We start from the raw sequence: 21,197 nt of genomic DNA, 5'->3' as shown, positions 1-21,197 counted from the left end.
GGGTATTCCCGGGTGAGCTGACATCTTGTCTAGATTCGACTACGGAAAGTAGGCGATTCGGGTACGGTCGCCCACATGCGGGTCGGAATCTACGTGGACGGTTACAACCTCTATTACGGGGCTCGGGGTTTGTGTGGGCGGGGCACGCCAGGTTGGCGCTGGCTCGATCTTCGTACGCTGGGTACCGATCTGGTCGCCCGGCGGACCAATTGGCATGGCGCACACGTCGAGCGGATTGTGTACTGCACCGCCCGTATCGATGGAGCGGAGAATCCGGACGGCCAGCGTGACCAGAGTGTCTACCTCAATGCCCTGCGAGCCAGCGGCAGCGTTGATCACATCGAGTTCGGCTACTACGTCTCCCGAGTGAAGTACGCGCCGCTGGCTCTACGGGATCGAACGGGTCGACCTGTGCTCGCGCGCTCCGCCTGGCCGGTACAAGTCTGCGACTCTTCCGGTGCTCCCGTGCCGGACGCAAGCTTCATGATCTCGTACGCCTACCGCGAGGAGAAGGGCTCCGACGTGAACGTGGCCTCACATCTCCTGCTCGACGTCTTTACCGGCGTCATCGATGCCGCGGTTGTCTTCTCCAACGACAGTGATCTGCGTTTTCCCATCGAACAGGCTCGTCGGCGGGTCCCGGTCGGAGTAGTCAACCCCAGCGGAAACTACCTCGCGGGCGCGTTGCGTGGACAGGCTTCCGATGGTGTGGGACGACACTGGTGGTACCAACTGACCGTGGGGGATCTCATGAAGTGCCAACTCTCCGCGATCGTCGGTGCCTACACCCGGCCGTCGGGCTGGTGACGACGATTGGCCGCATGTTTCCGGGCTCACCTGATAGGCTGAAAGCACATACCACCCGGCTCCTTGTGGGCCGGGTTTTCTTATGCTCGCTGGCGCAGCCGTACCTGAGCACCGAGCAGACGAAGCCAAAGGTCGTGGACCAGCGTATGTAGCCGACGCTGCACACGCCGATGGCTCCCCTCGCGCGGTGTGAAGATGCCAGGCGGGCGCGCTCGGCGGAAGCACCGACACCGCGATCTCGACCGCCACCGGTTCGGTACTGCTCCCGCAGAACACCGTCGCCCGGCTGTCCATCGAGGCGTGGTTCAAGACGACCCAGAACGGCATCGTGGTCTCGGCGGCCGGAGCGGCCACCAGCAACGTGCCGAGACAGCCGGTCATCTACGCGGGCAACGACGGGCTCCCAGTTCTTGGAGCGCTCGGAGGCCGGCGGTCCGTCGCCGATCATCTAGCATTCTGAATGGTTCAGCAGACCTTGGCGTGATGCTTGGGGACTCCCGTGAGGATGACGATAGAAAATCGGCGTTATCGTGTGGTCATCGAACGCGATCGTCCGTCTGCCAGATTCGATGGGATTGACTTTCTTACTTCTACTCAGCCGCGGGAGTCGCGCGATTCGATCGCACCGATCAGGGCTCTGGTGGAGTTGAAGAGGTTCTTTGGCACGGTGCCGTATGCACTGGTCGGTGGTGAATTCACACCAGATCAAGGCGGCTCTCTTGTTATCGACCTACACGTCTCCGCGGATGTCGAGGCCGATTTGCAAGCCCCAGCGACAAGGGCTGGCCTGCCGATGGAATTCGCCAGGCCGCTTCTCTCCGGCTTGCTGGAGCAGCCGTCCGGATTCGATGTGCCGGCAGGCTCTCTCCGGGTAGACCGCGGCGTCTACAGCGAGCTCTCGTCTTCGCCGCGAAGCTTCCAGACGACGGGCCGGCTGTTTCGCGCCGTCCTTGGCGCCATGGCACATGGTGCGGATGTCGAATCGGCGGTGCATCAGGAGTTGGAGAACTAGAGGCTTTCGCGTGCTCAGCGGGTGCGGATGTCGAATCGGCCGTGCATCAGGAGCTGGAGAAATAGAGGCTTCGCGCGCTCAGCGGAACGAAGGCGATGTAGCGGTTCTTCCCGCCCGTCGTTTGCGGGGGTGAGTTCTGTTCAGGTAGGTCAGTGGCCGAACTTGGTCGGAGTCTACGGCGGTTGATTCGCCGTGGTCGAGGGTGGAGATAGCGGTGATTTGTTGGGGGGCGAGGGTGAAATGGAATATGCGAAAGAATATCCTGAGTACGGGACGGAACTCCCTACTATCATGAAGGATCCGCGATGGCCTGCCGAGGATGGCTGGAAAAAGATGGAGATGGAAATCAACGGGGTTGAAATTCACTATGTGCGTAACACCTACACTGGGGAGGTAGCCGACTTCAAGTTCAAGGACGGATGGGCTAAGTTGAGGCTTTTCTGTATTGGAACCACCGGGAGCGATCTGCCTGCTCGTACGCTGGCGGGTTCCGGGAACACGCGGTTCTCGCGATTCAACGTCACCGTTGGGCGCGAGTACGCGGCGAGGGCGATGGCCCTGTGGGCGACCGGGTTGACAGTGCTGATCGTCGATGACAACGATCGGCCGAACTGGAAGCCCATCGAGCTCTTCGAAGTGGTCGATGGATCGATTCCCGACGACTGGGAGTTCGCGACGGTCGGCATCGAGGGAAGTGCCGTCCGGGCTCTCTGGGGGTATCCCACGTTGATTCGTGATATAGGGCATCACGACGCCCTGGTCGATCGGGATAAAACGGCGTGGCAAATATTTCTCGATGAGACGCAGGGCTACGAATGACTCGGGTGGGTCGCTCCGGTCCCACGGCCCAGAGTTGGACATGGGGCTGGTTACAGGTCGGCTCTAGTCGAGTGTCATTGAGTCCTCGGTAATGATCAGTTGCCTGCGTAGCGAGGCCGTGGCGATGGCCCGAAGATAGGCATGCGTAAAGCCCCTGGCCGTCCTCGCTGGGAGCCCGACCCCGCCATGGGCAAATATCGGTAGGTCGCCGACCGTTGGCATGTTGGGTTCACCGACCTTGCCGACGATCAGGGACTGCTCGGTCCAAAACTCGGTAGGCTGCGGCGGGTGAATGAGTGGGAAGATATCTCCCCTTGGAGCTAGCGGAACGCATCATGGCTGCCATATTTGGGAAAAATGGCAACTGCACTGTGATGACAAAGGCGGCGTTCCTCTCAACGTCCCTGTCGTGGCCTGGATAGTTTCCTCCAACGGCCACGCTGCACCGATAACCATCGATTCGTCTCATCGCGGCTCCAACCGACGCTATGCGCGCGGACCGGGTCACGGAGTCCCAGCGATCTTGACTTCGAAGCCTCAGGCTGATCGGTCGTTGGTTTAGTCGAAGCGGTGGTGTCGTCGCGTGAACCCTGTAGCCGACCAGGACGAACCGGCGAAGTCCTGGGTCAGTGGCCGAACTTGTCGGAATCCACGGCGGTTGATTCGCCGTGGTCGAGGGCGGAGATGGCGGCGATCTGTTGTGAGGTGAGGGTGAAGTCGAAGATGTGGATATTCTCGCGGATCCGTTGCGGGTCGGCCGACTTTGGGATCGTGACGAGGCCGAGTTCGATGTTCCAGCGCAGGATGACTTGGGCTGGGGTGCGGTTGGTTTCTTTGGCGATGTTGAGGATGACCGGCTGGTTTAGGACGGGGGTGCCCTGGCCGCCCAGGGGGGACCATGACTCGGTCACGATGCCGTGTTCGCGGTGGTAGGCGCGGGACTGGTCGCGGGTGACGGCGGGGCTGAGTTGGATCTGGTTGACGTCGGGGACTACGCCGGTTTCGGTGATGATCCGGTCCAGGTGGGCGGGTTTGAAGTTGGAGGTGCCGATGGCTTTGAGGCGTCCGGCGTCCAGGAGGTCGGCCAGGCCCTGGAAGGCTTGGACGTAGCGGTCCAGCTGCGGGTTGGGCCAGTGGATGAGGAGCAGGTCGGCGTAGTCCAGGCCGAGGCGGTCCAGGCTGGCTTGGTAACCCTGGGCGGCGAGGTCGCGGCCGTGCCAGTGGCGGTCGAACTTGGTGGTGATGAACAGCTCCTCGCGGGCGATTCCGGAGGCTTTGATGCCGCGGCCGACCCCGAGTTCGTTGCCGTAGGCCTCGGCGGTGTCGATCAGGCGGTAGCCGGCCTCGATCGCGGTGGCGACGGCGCGTTCGGTTTGGGTGTTGCCCATGGGGGAGGTGCCCAGTCCGAGCTGCGGCATGTCGGCGCCGTGCAGCAGGCGGACGGTGGGCGCTGCGGCGATGGTCACGGGTGATCTCCTGCGTCTGTCTGGCGGGATGGATGCCGACCCGGAATCGAGGGACCCGCACCCTAACCCGGCAATCTACTTCAGTTCGATTCACGCGTATCACCGGCGAAGCTCTCCCCGATGCGGCTGACTCTGATCCCGATAAGAGGCTGACGACTTGACCAGCGGTTGGCCCAGGAGCGAGACCTGGACGTGGCTCTGACCCCGATATGAGGCTGGCGACCCTGGGTCGGAGACAGGTGGGACTAGGGACATTCCCGGGGTGACGCTTCGCATTGCTCTGCTTACGGTCGAAAGCGACCTGGCGGTGGAGGAGGGGTAGCGATGCTGGAGGAGAATCCCGCGGAGAACACGGGGCTTGAGGTGGTGGCGGGGGAGTTCCGGGATGAGGCGGTGCGGTTTGTGGCGCGGCGGCTCATTGTGCAGCTGGCGGAAGGGGCCGCTGGCGAGGAGGTCGCTGGCGAGGAGGGGGTCGCGGCTCGGGTGAGTGCGGCGCTGGCGGCGCTGCCGGAGGGAACCACCGTCATACGAGGGCCCAGCGCGACCGGCCGGCTCGTGGTCTTGCTGCCGGAGGCGGAGTCGGCGGCGGACACGGTGCTGGCGAATGTGGGGGTCGCGGAGACGACGTCCGCTATTGAGTACGTGGAGCCGGACGTCGTAGATCGGGCGCAGATCGTGCCGAATGATCCGAGGTTCGCGCAGCAGTGGGGGCCGACCGCGGTGGGCGCGGAGGCGGCCTGGGATCTGGAGACGGGCGCGGGCAACGTGCTGATCGGGATCATCGACTCGGGGATCTCGATGAGCGCGGACGTGCTCGATCACGACGATCTCCGGGACGCGGCGAGGATCACGCTCGGGACGGACTTCGTGGACGGGGGGACACCGCGGGACCTGAACGGGCACGGCACGCATGTGGCGGGGATCGCCGCGGCGGCGGGGAACAACGCGACGGGGGTCGCGGGGATGAACTGGGGGTCGCCGGTCTACATCTGCCGGACCCTGGACGCGAGCGGGAACGGCGGATCGGCGGACTTCGCGGACGCGGTCGAGGAGATCACCGACTACGCGGTGGCGCGCGGGCTGAAGGCGGTCATCAACTATTCCGGCGGCGGCCCGGCGAACAACACCAAGCAGCAGGCCTGCCAGTACGCCTCCGACCGCGGCATGCTCGTGATCGCCGCCGCCGGGAACGACAACGGAGGGCCGGTGATCTGGCCGGCCGCGTACTCGACGAGCATTCCGGGTGTGGTCGCGGTCGGGTCGACCGATCCGGGTGACGTGATCTCCAGCTTCTCCAACATAGGACCCGAGGTGACGGTCGTCGCGCCGGGCCGGAACATCCTGTCCACGCTGCCGACCTACAGTGTCAGCCCGACGCTGCCGCTCAACTACGGCTCGCTGAGCGGCACGTCCATGGCGACGCCGCTGGTGACAGGGCTGGCGGCGCTGATGTGGAGCAGACATCCCGGCCACACCAACGCCAAGATCAAGCAATGTTTGCAGGACAGCGCGGTCAAGCTCGGGGCGGCGGCGTTCGACAACAGCTGGGGCCACGGGCGGGTGGACGCGCGGGCGGCGCTGACCTGCGGTGATCTCATCATTCCGGTTACCAGGATCGGGCCGTGCCGGAGCCGGATCGTGCTGTGCGAGCCGTCCACGCTCACCATCTGCCGTACCTTCTTGCAGGTCAACTGCCCGTCGAGGCTGCCGATCCTGTGCCAGACGACGCGGCTCGGCACGGGCTGCGTCAGCGGCTTGCGCTGCCCGTCGGTGGTCGACGGCTGCCAGTCGAGCCTGGGCTGCAGGTCGGAGCTGTGCGACCCGAACATCCCCGTTCGTCCGCCGGTCGATCCGGTCCTGCACGAGATCGTAGGACGGCTGGAGGAACTGGAGCGCCGCGTGTCGGGCGAGTCGTCCGCGAGTCAAGGCGATTGGTTCTACGTGGACGACGACGGCGAAGTTCACGAGGTCTGACCCCGATGAGCCTCTCCCGCCGGGCCGTAAGGCTGCTGCTCGACAGCGGCCTGGTGCGCGCCGCCGACGTGCACCGCTACGGCCTCAGCGCGCGTGACGTCTCCGAGTCCAACGGTGTCATCCTGGTCGAACTCGGCAACGGCCAGGGCTTCGCCGTCAAGGATGTGGGCACGCCGCGGGAGGGCGGCCAGGGCGAGCCGGAACGGGAGATCGCGCTCTATCAGGTCGCGGGCGGCACTGCCATGCTGCCCCGGCTGGAGCTGCACGATCCCGACGCGGGGCTGCTCGTCCTGGAAGGTGTGATCGCGGCGCGGCGGCTGGATCGGCTCGCCGCGCCGCACGATCCGCTCGACCCGCGCTGGGCCACGGTGTTCGGCCGCACGCTCGGCGCCTGGCACCACCTGGCGGCCGGTCTACCGCTGAAACCCGCCCGCCCCTGGCTGCTCGACCTCGACGGCCCGGCCCGCCTCCCGGTCCTGAACCGCCACGAACGCCTCAGCTCCCTCACCGCCGACATCCTCGCCGACCCCGCCCACCGCACCGCCCTCTCCACCGTCGGTACGGCCTGGGCCTGCGACACCACCGTCCACGGCGACATCCGATTCAGCAACGTCCTCATCCGCCCCGGCGGCGACGCCGTCCTGATCGACTGGGAATCCGCCGGGGCGGGCGACTCCCGCTGGGACATAGCCGGAGGAATCCAGGAGTACCTCAGCTCCGGCGCCAGCATCCACCCCCCTTCGACCACGATCCGCGCTTTCCTCGACGGGTACGCCACCAGCCGACCAGTTGACCTTCCGCACCTGGCCGCATTCGTGGCCTGCCGCCTGCTGGTACGGGCGCTCCAACTCACCACCTGGCTGGACGACGCCACAACCGAAGTCGCCCGCCACCGGGCACTGGCACGAGAGGTTCTGACGCAGGAGGTGGCTTCGTGATTTATCCCGATATTTCCGTGTGGGGTGGGCGGTCGTGCGCCTCGGCGGACGCTGGAGGTAGCCGTGGGCTTTATCCCGGTATTTCCCCACGGGGGAGCTGGTCGGCGGCTTCGGTGGATGTAGGCGGTGGCTGGGTGAGTTTTCTCGGCATTCGTGAATGGAAGATCTGGTCTCGGGAGGTCGAAGGGTGATTCATCCCGACATTCCCCGCGCGGGGGCGCTGCTGGCGGGCTTCCCTGCCGATAAGCCGGATGTGGAGGAGGCGCTTTACTCCTGGTATCTGGCGATGACGCCGCTACCCGTGAGGGTCGGTGGGCCTACGCCGGTAGATGTCAACCTGGCTGGGGTTCTCGATGCCACGCATGCTGACGCCACCCGGTTCGTGGGTGGGTGGCGGGTGGAATCGGTGGGTGGCATGGGGGGAGTCGTCGCGTGTAAGGGGGAGTTCAGGAGGTATTTGGCGCGAGGGGCGTATGTCGTACCGGCTCGGCCTGGGTTGGCGGCGCGGGAGGGGGATGCGCTGTTGGCGCGGGCGGCTTGGACCTGGTGTGACGCTGAGCATGGGTTTTGGTACACGCGGCAGGGGGAGTGGCCGCCGCCGGGGGCCGATCGGTTGATGCGGACATATCTGAATGTGGGCCCGGATGATGCGCCTCGGGCGGTTGAGGTTCTCACGGGGTTGTTGGGTAAGCATCGTGGGGTTTCGTACCAGCTCAAGACGCCGCTGGAGCATGGGGGGCGGGCTGATGCGATCGTGTTGTATTTGGGTGCGCCTGATGCGGTGGCGCTGGATGGGAAGCTGCGGGCGGCTGTCCGGGAATTGTGTGATGTGTTGCGACCTGCACGGCCGCGATTCTGTGCGGCGATCGCGCCGGGGGTTGGGCAGGCGGAAGGGTCGCTCGACGGGGACAGTTTTGGCGCGGCGAGGTGTCAGGTGCTTGAGCGGATATGGCGGGAAATGGCGCCTCAGGCGCGTCGTGATCCCACGGTCGTCACTCAGGCGATCGTGAACGGGTTCAAGGCCGCTGGAATCGATCCGGTTCGTCCGCACCTGCTCGGGGTGTCCTCGTGATCGCGGAGAAGCTGGTCAAAGAGGCGCTCTGGGATGGCGAGCATGCCACCTGGTTCGGCGACGAATGTGTGCCGTCACCCTCCGGCGAGGGTACGGTCGTCTACCGCGCGGTCGACGGCGATCTTTACGGCGGCACAGCGGGCATCGGTCTCTACCTGGCCCGATATGCGGCGATCAGCGGCGACACCGAGGCAGCCCGCACAGCCCGCGGCGCCCTGGCTCACGCCGCCAACTGGGTCAGACGAACCCGCCCGGACGGCGCACTCCTGTCCGGTACGGCAGGCGTCGCCACCGCCACTCTCGAAGCCGCCGAACTCCTGGCCGACGACCGCCTGATGGAAACCGCAACCCGCCTCACCCGCCTGACTTGCCAGCGGATCCCTCAGGCGGTCGACCTGATCTGCGGCCGGGCCGGAACCCTGCTCGCCCTGCTCCACCTGCCCCGAAGCGGCCCCGAGACCGAACTCGCGGCGACAACCGCCGACACTCTTGCCCAGAGCTTGATCGACGACGCCCGCCCGGGCCCGGTACGCGGCACCTGCTGGCCATCCGATATCGACACACCCCCACTCTGCGGCCTCGCGCACGGCGCCTCCGGCGTCGCCCTCGCCCTCACCGAATGGGGCAAACCGGACGGCCTACGCCTGGCCGCCGAAGCAGCGGACTTCGAACGCGCCTGGTTCTCCGCCGACCAAGGCAACTGGCCGGACCTGCGAGAAAAGCACTCCTGGCCGGTCTACTGGTGTCACGGCGCGCTCGGAATCGGCCAGGCCAGGCTCCGGCAGTACGACGTGACCGGACACCAGATCTACGCCGCCGAGGCCGGAGTCGCGGTGGACGCGGCACTCCGCCTGATCGCCGCCATGGCCAACGGAAAACCAGATCTGTCCCTCTGCCACGGCCTGTCCGGCGCGATCGAACTCCTCCTCGACGCCGCGACCATCTTCGGCCAGCCAGCGCTCCGCGAGGCGGCCCGCGACGCCGCCGCCATCGCCATCGATCTCGTAGGCGACGGCTCATGGCCATGCGGAATCCCCGGCGGCGACGAGAACCCGAGCCTGTTCCTGGGCCTGGCCGGAATCGGCACCGCCCTGCTCCGAGCCCAGCACCCCCAGATCCCTTCCACCGCACTCGCCTATGCTGGAAGAACCATGACAACCCGTGTGATCGTGCAACTCAGCCGCTCCCCGGACCCCGAGGACCTACGCCTCCGCGTGGACCGTCTCCGCGCCGCCGTCCCCGGCTGCCAGGTGGAACGAGTATCCCCACACGGCCGAGCCCTCCTCCGCATCCCCGCAGACGTCGACGTCGATTCAGCCCTGACCACCCTGAACCAAATCGATGACGTCGAATACGCCGAACGCGACGTCATCGACACCGCCCAGGACTAAGTGCCAGGTGCCCGGGGCCGACGAGCGTCTCGTCGATCACCCGTAGTACGTGCAGATCGCCGGGTCGCTCGCCGTTATCCGACGCCGTTTACGTGGGTGGTGGTCCTCGCCGTACCGGCGCCAAAGAGGGCTGCAGCAGTCGCTAGGGGTTCTTGTTCACCGAAAATGCCGTCGGCGACGGTGGTGGCGCGCGAGCGGGGCGGGCTGCATCCCGAACGGCGGGCCCTCACCAAGGAGCAGGCCGAGGGTCTTAGGAGGACGCCGGGTTACTCGTCGCTGTCCGGATCCGTTTACGCAAGGTGGTTCTTGCGGCGTCGGCACCAGGGAGTCGCGGGGTTGGGTGTTCTAACGCTGGCTCCAATGGAGGAGCCAGAAGGTGTCGTCTGTGCCGGATATTTCGGCTAATGGGCGGATGGTTTGGCCGGTGAGGTTGACGATGGTGACGGTCCATGGGTCTGGGGTGTTGTTGAAGATGACGAGGTGGTCCTCGTTGAACCAGGTCCAGAGGTGTGCGCCTGTGGGCAGGGGGAAGCGGGAGCGTTGCTCGCCTGTGGTGGTGTCCACCACGCATACCGAGCGGGCGGGTTTGGCGCACAGTGCTGCGGTGAGACGTCCAGATGGGGAGAAGCCAGCGGCTGATGGATTGACCACCCGGAGCATGTCGAGGGTGCGTGACTCGCTGCCGTCGAGGCGGTGGAAGTGCAGGCCGTCGGCAGTGGCGGCCATCACGGTGTCGTCGGGTGCCCAGCTGAAGTTCTGGTAGCCGTCCAGATCGAGGGTGACGGTCGTCGAAGTTCTGGCCAGCATGTCCACGATCGCGAATCCGCGCACCTTGTCCGACTGGTGCAAGGTCAGCAGCAGCCGCCGATTGTCGTCCGCCCAGACGGGCTGCCGAATCAGCATCGGCTTCGCGGCGGCGGGCACCGAGAAACTCTCGCCCGTCTCTCGATCAGTGAACTGCACGTCGTTCGCCGCAGCCCCCACGGTGCTGTTGTACCGGTAGATGGATGCCACGAACCGCCCGTCCGGCGAAACCACCGGATCACGAAACTCCTCCAGCCGCTCGAATGTCTCCTTCCCCGGCGTCCGCACATACGCGGGCTCCCGCAACACCCCCTCCCTGACCAGGAACGACGCCAGCTTGACGGGATCCGACGGATGCTCGTGAAAGACCGCCTTCAGCTCCGGCACCCGAATCTCCCTGGTGTCCCGCGCGGGCGCCCCCGACAGCCGCAACGCGACCGTCGGCGGCACCACGGCGGGCGGAACCTGCGCCGGGGCCGCGTTCAGCCGCAGCACCGCCACCGTCGTCGCCACCGCCGCCAGCGCGATCCCCCCGGCCGCCGCCACCCGCCACCACCGCACCCGCGGCCGCGCCGCCGGACCGGCCCCGAGCAGCCGCAGCAACACCTCTTCCGCCCTGGGCCGCGCACCAGGATCCTTGGCCAGACACTCGGCGACCAGCCCCCGCAGATCACCGTCCAGCCCGCCCAGATCCGGTTCCGCGTGCATGATCCGATTGAGCACGGCGGGCAGGGTATCCGCCCCGAACGCCGGATACCCCGACGCCGCGAACACCATCGTCGACGCCCACGCGAACATGTCCGCCGCCGGCCCCGGCCGCTCATCGGCGAGCTGCTCGGGCGACATGTACGAGGGAGTCCCCAGCGGCCCCGCCGACGTCGCCTCCATCCCCACCGTGAACGCGATACCGAAGTCGATCACCCGCGGCCCGTCCCGGCTCAGCAGCACGTTGCCCGGCTTGAAGTCCCGATGCACCACCCCGGCCTTGTGGATGGCGACCAGCGCCGTCATCGTCCCCGTCGCCAGCCGCCGCAACTCGCCCCCGCGCAGCGGCCCCCGCTCCCGCACCGCCTGGTGCAGGGTCGGCCCGTCCACATACTCGCTGACGATGTACGGCACGCCGTCCGCCGTACCCGTCTCCAGCACCTGCGCGGTGCAGAACGACGCCACCTCCGGCAGCACCTCGGCCTCGCGCAGGAACCGGCTCACGGCCGTCGTGTCGGACACCGAGTGCAGCACCTTGATCGCGACCTGCCGCCCGTCCGGCGCGTCCGCCAGGTAGACCACCCCCTGGCCGCCGGCCCCGAGCGTGCGCACGATCGGGTAGCCGCCGATCTCCCTCGGCTCCACGCGGCCTACTTCGGCGTGAAGAACAGCTGGCTGACCCCGCCCTTTCGGCTGTGCAGCTCGGCCAGCACCCGGACCGTCTTCCCGGTCATGTCCACTACCTCGGCCACGTAGGTGTCCCCGTCCTTCCGTGCGGTGATCAGATGCGTCTCGTCGAACCAGCCGAGCAGGTTCTGGCCCTCGTGCGCGGGCACGCTGCCGCGCCGCTCGCCGGTGCCCGCGTCCCACACGCAGGCGGCGAATCTCGTCTCGCAGCCGGTGGTCACCAGCAGGTCGCCGGACGGCGAGAACCAGTCCTGCCCGGAGACCCTGCCCACCCAGTGCATGCTCCGCAGCACCCGTCCATCGGTGTCGAACAGCCGCAGGCCGAACGTCTCCAGAGGGGTGAGGTAGGCGGAGGCGACGCCCTGCCCGTCGGGGGTCCACGTGTAGGCGGCCATGGACTCGGTGCGGAGGTTCGCGGACAGGGCGAGGAACTGGGCGATGTCGTCGCGGTTGAACGTCTCGACCACCGTGGTCTTGCGGGTGACGGGGTCGATCTTCATGAAGCCGGTCGGGTAGGTCTTGTCGGGGTCTTCGGTGTACCAGAGGCTCAGCAGCAGGATGCGACTGTCGGGGGACCAGACGGGGTAGTGGGCGGTGGCCGGGGAGTTCACCGTGGGCAGCGTGAAGGTGGCGCCGCTCTTCTGGTCGGTGAACGTGATGTCCATCTGGTTCTGCCGCGCCAGGTAGAACTCGTTCATCTTGGCCAGCCAGCGGCCGTCGGGGGAGACCACCGACAGGTCGTAGTGGTCGCCGGTCTTGGTGTATCCCTGGCCGGTTCTCGCGTACGGAATGCGTTGGTCGTCCGCCGTGGTGATCTGAAACGACGAGAGCCGGATGGGGTCGTCGGGGTGCTCGAAGACGGTGCCCACGTCGTCGGGCAGGCTGATCGCCGACAGGCCGGTCGTCGGGACCGGGGTGGGGGGACGGACCGAGGGAGCCGACGCCACCGGCGAGGTGGGGGTGGGGGCGGCGACCGTGACCGTCCGAGGGGTGCGCGGCGTGGCGAAGTAGCCGGTCGCCCCGGCCACCAGCGCGAGCGCCACCGCACCGCCGATCAGCAGCGGCAGCCGGGAGCGGGTCCGCCGGGCGGGGGACGGGGCGGTCCGGGGTGCGGTGCCGTCCGGGATGGCCGTGTCCAGGGTGCCGGAGTGGCCGAGCAGGCGGAGCAGCGCCTCTTCCGCGGCCGGCCGGTCGTCCGGTTCCTCGGCCAGGCAGTCGGCCACCAGGTCGCGCAGCGGGCCGGTCATCGGGCCGAGGTCGGCCGCGCCGTACGAGCGGCGGCGGTCGGCGTCCGCGTCGAAGGGCGGGCTGCCGGTGGCGGCGAACACGACCACGGCCGCCCAGGCGAAGACGTCCGCGGCGGGGCCTTCCTCCTCTTCCGGGCGGCGCCACCGGTCCTCGTCGAACGCGGTGACCGGCCGGGTCCGGTCGGGGTTGAGCAGGCGGGGGCCGTCGGAGCCGAGCACGACCTTGCTGGGCCGGACCCGGCCGTGGTGGAGGGAGGCGCGGTGCAGGGAGGCCAGCGCGGTCGCGGTGGCGATGGCCAGGCGGTGCAGGGCGGTGCCGGTCAGCGGGCCGCGGCCGGCGATCTCCTCCTCCAGGGTCGGGCCCTGGACGTATTCGGTGACCACGTAGTCGCGGCCGACGTCCAGGATGTGCGCGGTGCCGACGGCGGCGGTTTCCCAGATCCGGGCCACCGCGTCCCTGGCCCTGCTGTCCAGGGGCCTGGCCAGCCGCCGCAGCACGACCTGCTCGCCGGTCGGGGACTCGGCCAGGAAGACGCGGTCGTCGGCCAGCCGGGCGACCAGGTTGTACGGCCCGAGCCGCTCCTGCGGTTCCAACGGGAGAACGGGGGACATCGTGGGTCAGCTCCTGGTGTAGTACAGCAGCAGATCATCGGTGTCGTCCTTGGCGGAGATCTCGGCCAGGACACGGGGGGAACGGCCACGCAGGTCCATGGCCACGATCTTGTGGGTCTTCTCGCGCGGGTCGGCCACGATCAGGTGCGCGTCGTCGTACCAGCCGCTCAGGAAACCGTCTTCGTAGAAGATGCCGATGGAGGCCAGGCGCACGCCGGTCGCGCTGTCCCACACGCAGAAGGTGCCGCCGCTGGGGCAGTACGTCACGAAATGCCGGCCGGAGGGGGCGAACATGCGGCGGCCGTACATCTCGCCGACCCAGTGCATGCCCTTTCGTTCGGCGCCGTCCAGGCCACGGAACCGGACCCCATGGCCGGTCTTGCCGTCGCGTTCCGGCTGGTAACCGACCGCCACGCCGGTGCCGTCGGGCAGCCAGGCGTAGCCGACCTCGCCGCCGGTGGTCTCGTCGTCGGTGTCCACCAGGGTGGCCCGCTGGGTGGCCATGTCGATCAGCACGAAACCGGACGGCTTCCCGTCGCTCAGGGCGGTCAGCAGGAGCTGCTTGCCGTCCCTCGACCAGGTCGGGCGTTCGGTCGTTCCGTAGGGTTCGAGCGAGACGGTGAACGGCCGGTCGCCGGTGAACGCGACCGCGGCGGGGGTGAAGACGGCCAGCGTGCGGCCGTCGGGGGAGAGCACCGGTTCGCCGTTCTTGATGGGAAGTTTCGTGAACTCGCCGAGAGGGCCGTTCCTGACGTAGGTGTCCTCGCCTTTCCGGTATGCGGTGAGTGTGGTCACGTCGGACGGGTGCTCCAGCAGCGTCATGTCCACGCCGGGAACCTTGACGCGCGAGGTCGGCTCGGGCGGCGGGGTGGGTTCCGCGGAGGCGGAGACCGTGCTCAGCCCGGGGGCGGTGGCCGCGCTCGCCACGCGCGTGGTCACGGGGGTGGTGGAGCGGGCGATCACGTGCCCGCCGCCGCCCGCCAGCACCACGATCGCGACCGCCGCCGCGCCGATCAGCAGCCCGAACCTGCGCGGCTGCTTCGGCGGCGGGGGCGCCGGCGCCGGTGGGGGCGTCGGGATGTCGTCGCGTTCGATGGTGAGCGGCGCGTGCCCGACCAGGCGCATCAACGCCTGGCTCGCGGTTGGGCGGGCGCCGGGTTCCTTGGCAAGGCAGTCGGCGACCACGTCCCTGGGCGGCTCGGGTAATCCGGATAAGTCCGGTTCGCCGTGCAGGACCTGGTTCATCGTCGCCGATGGGGATCCGCCCTCGAACGGGGACCTGCCCGTCGCGGCGAACGCCATCATGGCCGCCCACGAGAACATGTCGGCCGCCTGGCCCGCCGGTTCGCCGCGGAACTGCTCGGGCGCCTCGAACGCGGGCGAGCGCACCCTCTGCGTGGTGTAGGCCCGCACCCACTCCTCGTCCTTGGCGGACTCGTCCACCGCCCTGGCCAGCCCGGCTCCGGTGACCCGGGGACCGTCAGGCCCCAGCAGCACCGCCGCCGGTCGCAGCGCGCCGTGCGCGTCCCCCGCCTGATGCACGGGAACCAGCGCGGTCATCGTGGCGATGGCCAGCCGGTGCAGCGCGGCCCCGGTCAGCGGCCCGTGCTCGGCGACGTGCGCGGACAGCGAAGGGCCTTCGACGAACTCGCTCACCACGTACGGCATGCCGCCCGACGTACCCGCGTCGACGATCGAGGCGGAGTGGTAGGCCGGGCCCGACTGGAGGTTCTCGATCCTGGTGAGAAACTCGTCCGGGTCGCGCAACCTGGTCTTGAACAGGGTGATGGCGACCCGTGCCCCGGCCGGTGAGGTCGCCGCGTACACCGTGCTGTGGTCATCCTCCGCGAGCACGCTGGTCAGCGAGTAATCCCCTATACGTTCCGGCATTACCGACCGTCCTCCGATCACACGGTAGGCGGATAAGTATGTCGGAAGAATGCCGGTATTTCAGGACAGTATCCTTCCGGCCTTCGTCCTTGATCGGCGTTGTCTCAACTGTTAGACAAAGTCAGCGGTTGCTTACCCTGCTCCTGAAGGGTTCCCCCATGCAAGAGTCGGTCCTCACCACCATTCTGCTTCCTGCCGCGCTCGGCCTCATCATGCTCGGCCTGGGTTTATCCCTCGCCGTGGCCGACTTCAGCAACGTCCTGACCCGACCGAAAGCCGTGGCGATCGCCCTGTTCGCCCAGGTGATCCTGCTGCCCGCGATCTGCTTCGGGCTGGTCAGCGTGCTCGGCCTCGACCCCCTGCTGGCCGTCGGCATGATGCTGCTGGCGGCCTCCCCCGGCGGCACCACCGCCAACCTCTACAGCCACCTGTTCGGCGGCGACGTGGCCCTCAACATCAGCCTCACCGCCGTCAACTCGGTGCTGGCGGCCTTCACCCTGCCGGTCGTGGTCAACCTGTCCCTGGACCACTTCGTCGGCGGTACCCAGGACATCGGCCTGCAAGCCGGGAAAGTTCTGCAGGTCTTCGCGATCGTGCTCATCCCCGTCGCCGTCGGCATGCTCATCCGCCGCTGGCGACGCGAGTTCGCCGACCGGATGGAGAAGCCCGTCCGCATCCTCTCCGCCGTCGTGCTGGCCGCCGTCATCGTCGGCGCCATCATCCAGGAACGCGACCGCATCCTCGACTACCTCGCCTCCGTCGGCCTGGTCGCCCTCCTGTTCAGCGCCATCAGCCTCACCATCGGCTACTGGCTCCCGCGCCTGTTCCAGGTCGAACGCCGCCAGGCCATCGCCTCCGGCATGGAGATCGGCATCCACAACAGCACGCTGGCCATCACCATCGCCCTCAGCCCCACCCTGCTGAACAACTCCACCATCGCCATCCCCGCCGCCGTCTACGGCGTCCTGATGTTCCTCACCACGCTGGGTTTCGGCTATCTGGTCCGCCGCGGCAGCGAGGTGGTGGTGTCGTAGCGCTCACCGGACGGGCATGCCGGCGCCGATGAGGCCTGCCGCGACCATCTCGGCGTAGAGCCGGGCCAGCGCGGCCACGGCGGTGGTGTCCTGCGTGAAGGTGGTGAGCAGACCGGCGGCCAGCATCTCCTGGGTGAGCTGGTCCAGTGGCGACTGCGCCGCGACACCGTTGAGCGCGGGCGCGAGTGCGCGCATCGCGTCGGGCAGCCCTGCTCCTGTTCGGTACGGGTCGCCGAGGTTCAGGGGCGTACAGCTGGATTTGAGGATGTCGAACAGGTGCTCGACCCGCCGGGCGTCCCTGGTTCTGTACTGGCCCTGGAAGTCGCCGTGATGGGCCACGATCAGCGCGGCCAGGCCGGTGACGTGGGGAGCGGCCATGGAGGTGCCGTCCCAGGCCGCGTACTCGTCCGGGGGGATCGCCGACAGGATCGCCACGCCTGGGGCGCACAGGTCGATCTCGGGCCCGAAACAGGTGAACGCGGGGGAGAAGTATCCCTCGGCGGTTTGCGGTGGGCGGATCACGTCGGAGTGGGCGCTGTCGGAAGGAAACGTGTCGGTCCTGCCGATCGCCGCCACCGCGAGCACCGTGGGCATGTTGCCGGGAAAGTCGGCGCGGGCGGGGGCATGTCCACGGCGAGGAGGCTCGGCCGGTCCGGTGGGCCCACGATTCGCCGGATCGTCACCTCGGGATCGTCGCGGAGCTTCCCCGCCAGCTCCGCGAGCAACGACGGGTCCGGACCGCCGATCATGTATGGCACCCGGCCGGGGTCATATGGCCCGGTCACTGCGCCGGCATGTAGGGCTGGCCGCCTCTGCCGATGAAGTCGGCCACTTGCTGGATCTGTGCCAGAGTCGCCGGCGGCATGCCGGGGCCGTGGGCAGGCTGGAGATACCCGGGACGGCCACGCTCGATAGGGTTTCCAGGCCGGTCATAGACGTGGCGTTGGACGAGGTAGACGCCGGGCTCCGGGTTGTTCCGGGACCGGTTGCGGTGCCTTTCGGATCCGGTGCCGGATCGCCGCGTAGGAGACGGGACCGGACACGATCGCTGCTTGGATCAGCACCAGGATGACGACCAGGGAGTGCCGTCGCCCACGCGGGTCACGGGGGTCGGGGATTTGCGCCCAGACGTGGCGAAGATCGGTCAGATCCATTATTGGCCCGTTGTCGGCGGCCGAGTGTTCACGCTGGTCGGCGTCACTGACGATGGTGGCGATGGCGGACAGGACGGGCAGCGTGGCAGATTGCGCGGGCAACGAGACCCGTTGATCGGATTTGGTGTGGTGACCGCCGTTCTATGGGGTCTTGTTGCATGTCAGGGCTGCGTCACGCCGTACGCGATCCACCCGTGACCTGCAGAACCGGCACTCATTGCCCGGCCCCCTGCCCGGAAACCCGAAACCAAGATCAACAAATCACATCGCTGACACGCTGGGCGAAGCCAGCCGAACTCGCGAACTATCGGGGCTAACAGAGCCTACGCAATCGCGCACCAGTGACGCCTTCATCAAGGAAGGACCGTCTACTGAGGCTCGTAAGCTCCTTCAACTCGGGCATGCAGAGGAACACGTGTAATCTTTTCGCCCCTCGTTATTCCCAGGGAAGGAGGCAGGGCTACATGGAACTCATCGACAAAGTAAGCGACAACGACATATTCTATACGCTTGGATTTTCCGCTATATTGTTCCACGCCAACAGCATGCGCCCCTAGCATTCGCAAATACTCACTCCAGGAGTCCCGTGCTGTCTCCGCTTCTCTCAGTGTCGCCACATTGTTCTCCACCACGACCCGATGTCGGGCTAGCTCAACAGTCGGACACCCAATTCCCGCAAGACCACATCGATCGGGCTGAAAATGCTACCCTTGGTAGATCCAGCGAAATGTAGGCCTACCGCCTTCTTAGTCTTCGATTCGAGCACGAGTGAACCTGAATCCCCTCCGCTACTATATAGTGTGCAAAGGACTTGATCGCGGAATCCGACCAGCCCAACCTCTCGATAGTTCATGACGAAACGGAAATTGACGTCTCGAACTATTGCCTTTGTCAGCCCGGTGGTTCTCCCGAGTTTTACAACTTCCATTCCACGAGTAGGCTTAGTGGTTCCTGTAGGTATCCCTACACCCAGGATCGATGGAGACAATTGGCCGGTGAAGCCGGGCGTCAGAGAGGCTACTGCACAATCAGCCGTATTAACAAACTCTCCCCCGATAGCAAAACGCTGGAAATTCAGCAGCTTTCCCACCACATCGTTAGGGGATTCTCCGCCATCTTGTCTCGATGGATAAATGATGGCATCTCCTATATGTGCTCTTCCACTGAGTGCCAGCACATGGCTGTTGCTTAGCAGTCCTTTGGACCCACCGAGGTCAACAATGGCTCCAAGGGTCCCCGGGCTAGACAGTATATGACTTATGCTGTGACCCGGACGAACAATTCTAGCGACAGAGGCCTGGGGAACGATTTCCCCTAGTTCCACCACATCAGTAGCAATAGCGAAGAGAGGGTTCAGTGTAGACGGGATCCAGCGAGGCACATGTTCGCTGCGTCGCAGTCCGCGCTCACCCTTTTTCTGCTTTACATAGAAAGCGATTGCAAGCTTATCCAAAACCTCGCCGCGGCGTACTTTATGCGCGATACCCATTCCTACAGTGTTGGGCGACGCGATCACGCTTTGAATCTGCGTCAACGCCTCCTGGGTTTTCGGCGGCAGCAGGGATTCAGGGTTCGGGTAAGTGAGAAGGTCGAGGGTTGGTATGATTTCCCTGTCCGACATTCCGTCCTCCCTCGACCTAATCTTACGACTGTTTGCTCATGGCTCCATACGGACAGCTTAGCATCCCACTATCATGTGATTGGAAGCCAGTAAGCCATGGCCGCAGCATTTCCTGGTGAATGTCTAGCTCACCATCTTCAGCTATCCTGCCGATCGCATTTCGTTCGTCGTAAAGCGCAACAGTGCACTTTCCAACAACGCCGTTAGATCGAATTACCAAGGAATTCGGTTTAGCTGCGTAGCATATTCCTCCGCCCGATACGTCGCCGAGTGTGACTACTCCTGTATCTATGAGTTCTGCGAGCGCCTCCTTGGCACTTCGAGCCTGGGCCCCGGAGAATACGGGGATATTCTGATCGTTTGCACCACCAAGGTGAGCGATTCCCTTAAAGAACACTTTGAATCGGGAGTCGCCAGAGAAATTAGAGTTAAGCGAGGCGACAAGCTCATTGAGCGTAGAGTAGTTCTCTGGGGAGAAGTGTACTCTGAGAATTACGTTGAATGAGATATTGCTGTCTCGAATCGCGAGAAGGTTTGCCCAGATTCGATCGAAGGTCCCAGCTCCATCGCGCCTGACCCGAGTGCGATCATGGACCTCGGCAAGTCCATCCAGTGAGACTTGTGCCTCCGTGACGCCCAGTTCGACCAAACGTTGGACTGTGGGGATGTTGAGACGATAGCCGTTTGTCGTAATGCTGGCCTGATAGTTGAGCGTATGAGCTGCGCTAGCCTTCAGGCTGAGGATATGCTCAGATATTTCTTCTATAACAGGCATTGCCAGCAAAGGCTCGCCGCCAAACCAGGAGATCCCTAGTGCGCGAAGGCTCGGGAGGCGTGTGGACAGAAGGGCCTTTATTCCCGCAACCACCTCTCTTTTCATTTGACCGAGTTTGAAGTCCTCGTAGCAGTAAGTACATCGAAAGTTACACTGCTCGGTTGGAAGAATGAATAGATTCAAAGCGGCCGGGTCGAATGCTTCGCGGAACTCGGCGACGGTAAGCTTCCTCATGGAGGTTCCCATTTGGTTACTGTTCAATCGTTTCCATCGTATCTGTGAGGCATTTAACGTTCCCGCACAGGCCGTTGTTGCTCTCCGGTGCCGGGGTGCTGAGTTTTACGAGGAGAACCTCTCTGAACCGCTGATTTGAGATAACTACTCGACCTCGGTTGTCGACTGAGACCTGTTCGACGTCCACTGGTGCTATCTCTTCACTCAGGAAGCGCAGAGTACTTTCTTGATTCCGAATGAGCTGATCCATGAGCGACGGGCTGTCGATCAGAGCGGAGTCGGCTGGCGGGATGTCGATTTCAGGAAACTGTACGAGCACCTGCTCCTCAATGGCGGGAGCAGAAGCTTCAGACTCTAGTGGACGAACAACTGTCGGATCACTCATCGTGGGTCCTTATCATGGTGCCTGGTTCGGACGATCTTCGCATTCCTGTAAATACCCACAGTGCTATCTGCTAACCATCTATATTGCCATGGTTCGCCCAAGCAAACGAATGAATTCCTTCATGAGGCGCCTGACGGGTGCCAAAATTCAGCCCAAGGTGCTGACCTGCGCGTTCATGACCGGACGCCTCGTTAGTCAGCCAACTCGCTCGTATTCGTTAATCAGGCCACCGACGACGTGATGACGCTCGATCCGACCATTTCCGGTGCTGAACTCATCATGCCGCTGGCCTCCGGTTTCGTGTCGTCGTCAGGCAGTTCTGCGATATTCATGGATCAGCCCGGAGACGGCGCCTTCGACGAGAGGCTACCCTTGCTTACCGGCACGACGTCCTCGGCCTGCACCGGCCAACTCCGCCTGGCGATTTCCCGAAGGCGCCCTCGCTTTACCGGCGGGTACGGCTTGCTGTTGACCACGTTCTCGCCTGCTGCGAGTGGGAACGGTTGGCTGCTCCTCGACAGGCATTCTGGTCACGGTGAGGTGCACGCTGCCTCGGTTGTTCCCGTAGAA

General features: G+C 65.5%; 18 protein-coding genes. 10 read left to right on the top strand and 8 right to left on the bottom strand.

Features of this window, described 5'->3' with window-relative positions:
* The first annotated feature begins 75 nt into the window (after positions 1-75).
* The 3 genes from ABGB08_RS50625 to ABGB08_RS50615 all read left to right on the top strand — a co-directional run bounded on the left by ABGB08_RS50625 (position 76) and on the right by ABGB08_RS50615 (position 2,638).
* The gene (locus ABGB08_RS50625; RefSeq protein ID WP_347606432.1) at positions 76-807 is read left to right on the top strand and encodes an NYN domain-containing protein; all 732 of its coding nucleotides are present in this window, start codon (positions 76-78) and stop codon (positions 805-807) included.
* A 505-nt stretch (positions 808-1,312) separates the two neighbouring features.
* Entirely contained in the window at positions 1,313-1,819 is a 507-nt protein-coding gene (locus ABGB08_RS50620) for a hypothetical protein (protein ID WP_347606429.1), read from the top strand.
* Positions 1,820-2,011: 192 nt separating this feature from the next.
* Positions 2,012-2,638 carry a hypothetical protein gene (locus tag ABGB08_RS50615; RefSeq protein WP_347606426.1) on the top strand — a complete coding sequence of 209 codons (627 nt, stop codon included), beginning with the start codon at positions 2,012-2,014 and terminating at the stop codon, positions 2,636-2,638.
* Between the two features lie 626 nt (positions 2,639-3,264).
* On the opposite strand, the gene ABGB08_RS50610 is transcribed toward ABGB08_RS50615, so the two are convergent.
* On the bottom strand, positions 3,265-4,104 hold the full coding sequence (locus tag ABGB08_RS50610; RefSeq protein WP_347606424.1) for an aldo/keto reductase: 840 nt from the start codon (positions 4,102-4,104) through the stop codon (positions 3,265-3,267).
* 324 nt (positions 4,105-4,428) lie between these two features.
* On the opposite strand from ABGB08_RS50610, the gene ABGB08_RS50605 reads away from it, so the two are divergent.
* The 4 genes from ABGB08_RS50605 (at position 4,429) to ABGB08_RS50590 (ending at position 9,479) form a co-directional block, all read left to right on the top strand.
* Complete coding sequence (locus tag ABGB08_RS50605; RefSeq protein ID WP_347606421.1) at positions 4,429-6,078, top strand: S8 family serine peptidase; 1,650 nt, start codon at positions 4,429-4,431, stop codon at positions 6,076-6,078.
* Between the two features lie 5 nt (positions 6,079-6,083).
* The gene (locus ABGB08_RS50600) at positions 6,084-7,016 is read left to right on the top strand and encodes a phosphotransferase (RefSeq protein WP_347606418.1); all 933 of its coding nucleotides are present in this window, start codon (positions 6,084-6,086) and stop codon (positions 7,014-7,016) included.
* Between the two features lie 157 nt (positions 7,017-7,173).
* Positions 7,174-8,088 (top strand): T3SS effector HopA1 family protein, encoded by a 915-nt coding sequence (locus ABGB08_RS50595; RefSeq protein ID WP_347606415.1) that lies wholly within the window; start codon positions 7,174-7,176, stop codon positions 8,086-8,088.
* Complete coding sequence (locus tag ABGB08_RS50590) at positions 8,085-9,479, top strand: lanthionine synthetase LanC family protein (RefSeq protein WP_347606412.1); 1,395 nt, start codon at positions 8,085-8,087, stop codon at positions 9,477-9,479. Before ABGB08_RS50595 ends, ABGB08_RS50590 begins: the two co-directional genes overlap by 4 nt.
* A gap of 345 nt (positions 9,480-9,824) precedes the next feature.
* Here the strand turns inward: ABGB08_RS50590 and ABGB08_RS50585 are convergent, their stop codons facing one another.
* The 3 genes from ABGB08_RS50585 to ABGB08_RS50575 are packed head-to-tail and all read right to left on the bottom strand — an operon-like array spanning position 9,825 to position 15,424.
* Positions 9,825-11,633: a serine/threonine-protein kinase gene (locus tag ABGB08_RS50585; protein ID WP_347606409.1), complete on the bottom strand. Its 1,809-nt coding sequence runs from the start codon at positions 11,631-11,633 to the stop codon at positions 9,825-9,827.
* A 5-nt stretch (positions 11,634-11,638) separates the two neighbouring features.
* Positions 11,639-13,534 (bottom strand): hypothetical protein, encoded by a 1,896-nt coding sequence (locus tag ABGB08_RS50580; protein WP_347606406.1) that lies wholly within the window; start codon positions 13,532-13,534, stop codon positions 11,639-11,641.
* A 6-nt stretch (positions 13,535-13,540) separates the two neighbouring features.
* Entirely contained in the window at positions 13,541-15,424 is a 1,884-nt protein-coding gene (locus tag ABGB08_RS50575) for a serine/threonine-protein kinase (RefSeq protein WP_347606403.1), read from the bottom strand.
* 38 nt (positions 15,425-15,462) lie between these two features.
* Between ABGB08_RS50575 and ABGB08_RS50570 the strand changes: the two genes are divergently transcribed.
* On the top strand, positions 15,463-16,458 hold the full coding sequence (locus ABGB08_RS50570) for a bile acid:sodium symporter family protein (RefSeq protein WP_347606400.1): 996 nt from the start codon (positions 15,463-15,465) through the stop codon (positions 16,456-16,458).
* Positions 16,459-16,461: 3 nt separating this feature from the next.
* Here the strand turns inward: ABGB08_RS50570 and ABGB08_RS50565 are convergent, their stop codons facing one another.
* Positions 16,462-17,211, bottom strand: a complete 750-nt coding sequence (locus tag ABGB08_RS50565; RefSeq protein WP_347606443.1) for a S8 family serine peptidase — start codon at positions 17,209-17,211, stop codon at positions 16,462-16,464.
* Between the two features lie 377 nt (positions 17,212-17,588).
* On the opposite strand from ABGB08_RS50565, the gene ABGB08_RS50560 reads away from it, so the two are divergent.
* Complete coding sequence (locus tag ABGB08_RS50560; protein ID WP_347606397.1) at positions 17,589-17,810, top strand: hypothetical protein; 222 nt, start codon at positions 17,589-17,591, stop codon at positions 17,808-17,810.
* A gap of 448 nt (positions 17,811-18,258) precedes the next feature.
* Here the strand turns inward: ABGB08_RS50560 and ABGB08_RS50555 are convergent, their stop codons facing one another.
* The 3 genes from ABGB08_RS50555 to ABGB08_RS50545 are packed head-to-tail and all read right to left on the bottom strand — an operon-like array spanning position 18,259 to position 20,627.
* On the bottom strand, positions 18,259-19,233 hold the full coding sequence (locus ABGB08_RS50555; protein ID WP_347606394.1) for a hypothetical protein: 975 nt from the start codon (positions 19,231-19,233) through the stop codon (positions 18,259-18,261).
* Between the two features lie 22 nt (positions 19,234-19,255).
* Positions 19,256-20,242: a radical SAM protein gene (locus ABGB08_RS50550; RefSeq protein ID WP_347606391.1), complete on the bottom strand. Its 987-nt coding sequence runs from the start codon at positions 20,240-20,242 to the stop codon at positions 19,256-19,258.
* 16 nt (positions 20,243-20,258) lie between these two features.
* Positions 20,259-20,627 (bottom strand): hypothetical protein, encoded by a 369-nt coding sequence (locus ABGB08_RS50545; RefSeq protein ID WP_347606388.1) that lies wholly within the window; start codon positions 20,625-20,627, stop codon positions 20,259-20,261.
* 240 nt (positions 20,628-20,867) lie between these two features.
* Between ABGB08_RS50545 and ABGB08_RS50540 the strand changes: the two genes are divergently transcribed.
* A partial coding sequence (locus ABGB08_RS50540) for a hypothetical protein (RefSeq protein ID WP_347606385.1) occupies positions 20,868-21,197 on the top strand: 330 nt, incomplete at its 3' end.

The sequence above is a fragment of the Acrocarpospora sp. B8E8 genome (genome assembly GCF_039871605.1).
GTDB lineage: Bacteria > Actinomycetota > Actinomycetes > Streptosporangiales > Streptosporangiaceae > Acrocarpospora > Acrocarpospora macrocephala.
Note: the sequence above shows the minus strand (reverse complement) of the source record. Positions and strands in the feature narration are given on the sequence as shown.

What these genes read in the sequence shown, in the direction of transcription:
- ABGB08_RS50605 (WP_347606421.1), top strand. Translation starts at nt 4,429, where the DNA reads ATGCTGGAGGAGAATCCCGCGGAGAACACGGGGCTTGAGGTGGTGGCG.
- ABGB08_RS50555 (WP_347606394.1), bottom strand. Translation starts at nt 19,233, where the DNA reads ATGTCGGACAGGGAAATCATACCAACCCTCGACCTTCTCACTTACCCG.
- ABGB08_RS50580 (WP_347606406.1), bottom strand. Translation starts at nt 13,534, where the DNA reads ATGTCCCCCGTTCTCCCGTTGGAACCGCAGGAGCGGCTCGGGCCGTAC.
- ABGB08_RS50545 (WP_347606388.1), bottom strand. Translation starts at nt 20,627, where the DNA reads ATGAGTGATCCGACAGTTGTTCGTCCACTAGAGTCTGAAGCTTCTGCT.
- ABGB08_RS50575 (WP_347606403.1), bottom strand. Translation starts at nt 15,424, where the DNA reads ATGCCGGAACGTATAGGGGATTACTCGCTGACCAGCGTGCTCGCGGAG.
- ABGB08_RS50595 (WP_347606415.1), top strand. Translation starts at nt 7,174, where the DNA reads ATGGAAGATCTGGTCTCGGGAGGTCGAAGGGTGATTCATCCCGACATT.
- ABGB08_RS50625 (WP_347606432.1), top strand. Translation starts at nt 76, where the DNA reads ATGCGGGTCGGAATCTACGTGGACGGTTACAACCTCTATTACGGGGCT.
- ABGB08_RS50570 (WP_347606400.1), top strand. Translation starts at nt 15,463, where the DNA reads ATGTCGGAAGAATGCCGGTATTTCAGGACAGTATCCTTCCGGCCTTCG.
- ABGB08_RS50550 (WP_347606391.1), bottom strand. Translation starts at nt 20,242, where the DNA reads ATGAGGAAGCTTACCGTCGCCGAGTTCCGCGAAGCATTCGACCCGGCC.
- ABGB08_RS50620 (WP_347606429.1), top strand. Translation starts at nt 1,313, where the DNA reads ATGACGATAGAAAATCGGCGTTATCGTGTGGTCATCGAACGCGATCGT.
- ABGB08_RS50600 (WP_347606418.1), top strand. Translation starts at nt 6,084, where the DNA reads ATGAGCCTCTCCCGCCGGGCCGTAAGGCTGCTGCTCGACAGCGGCCTG.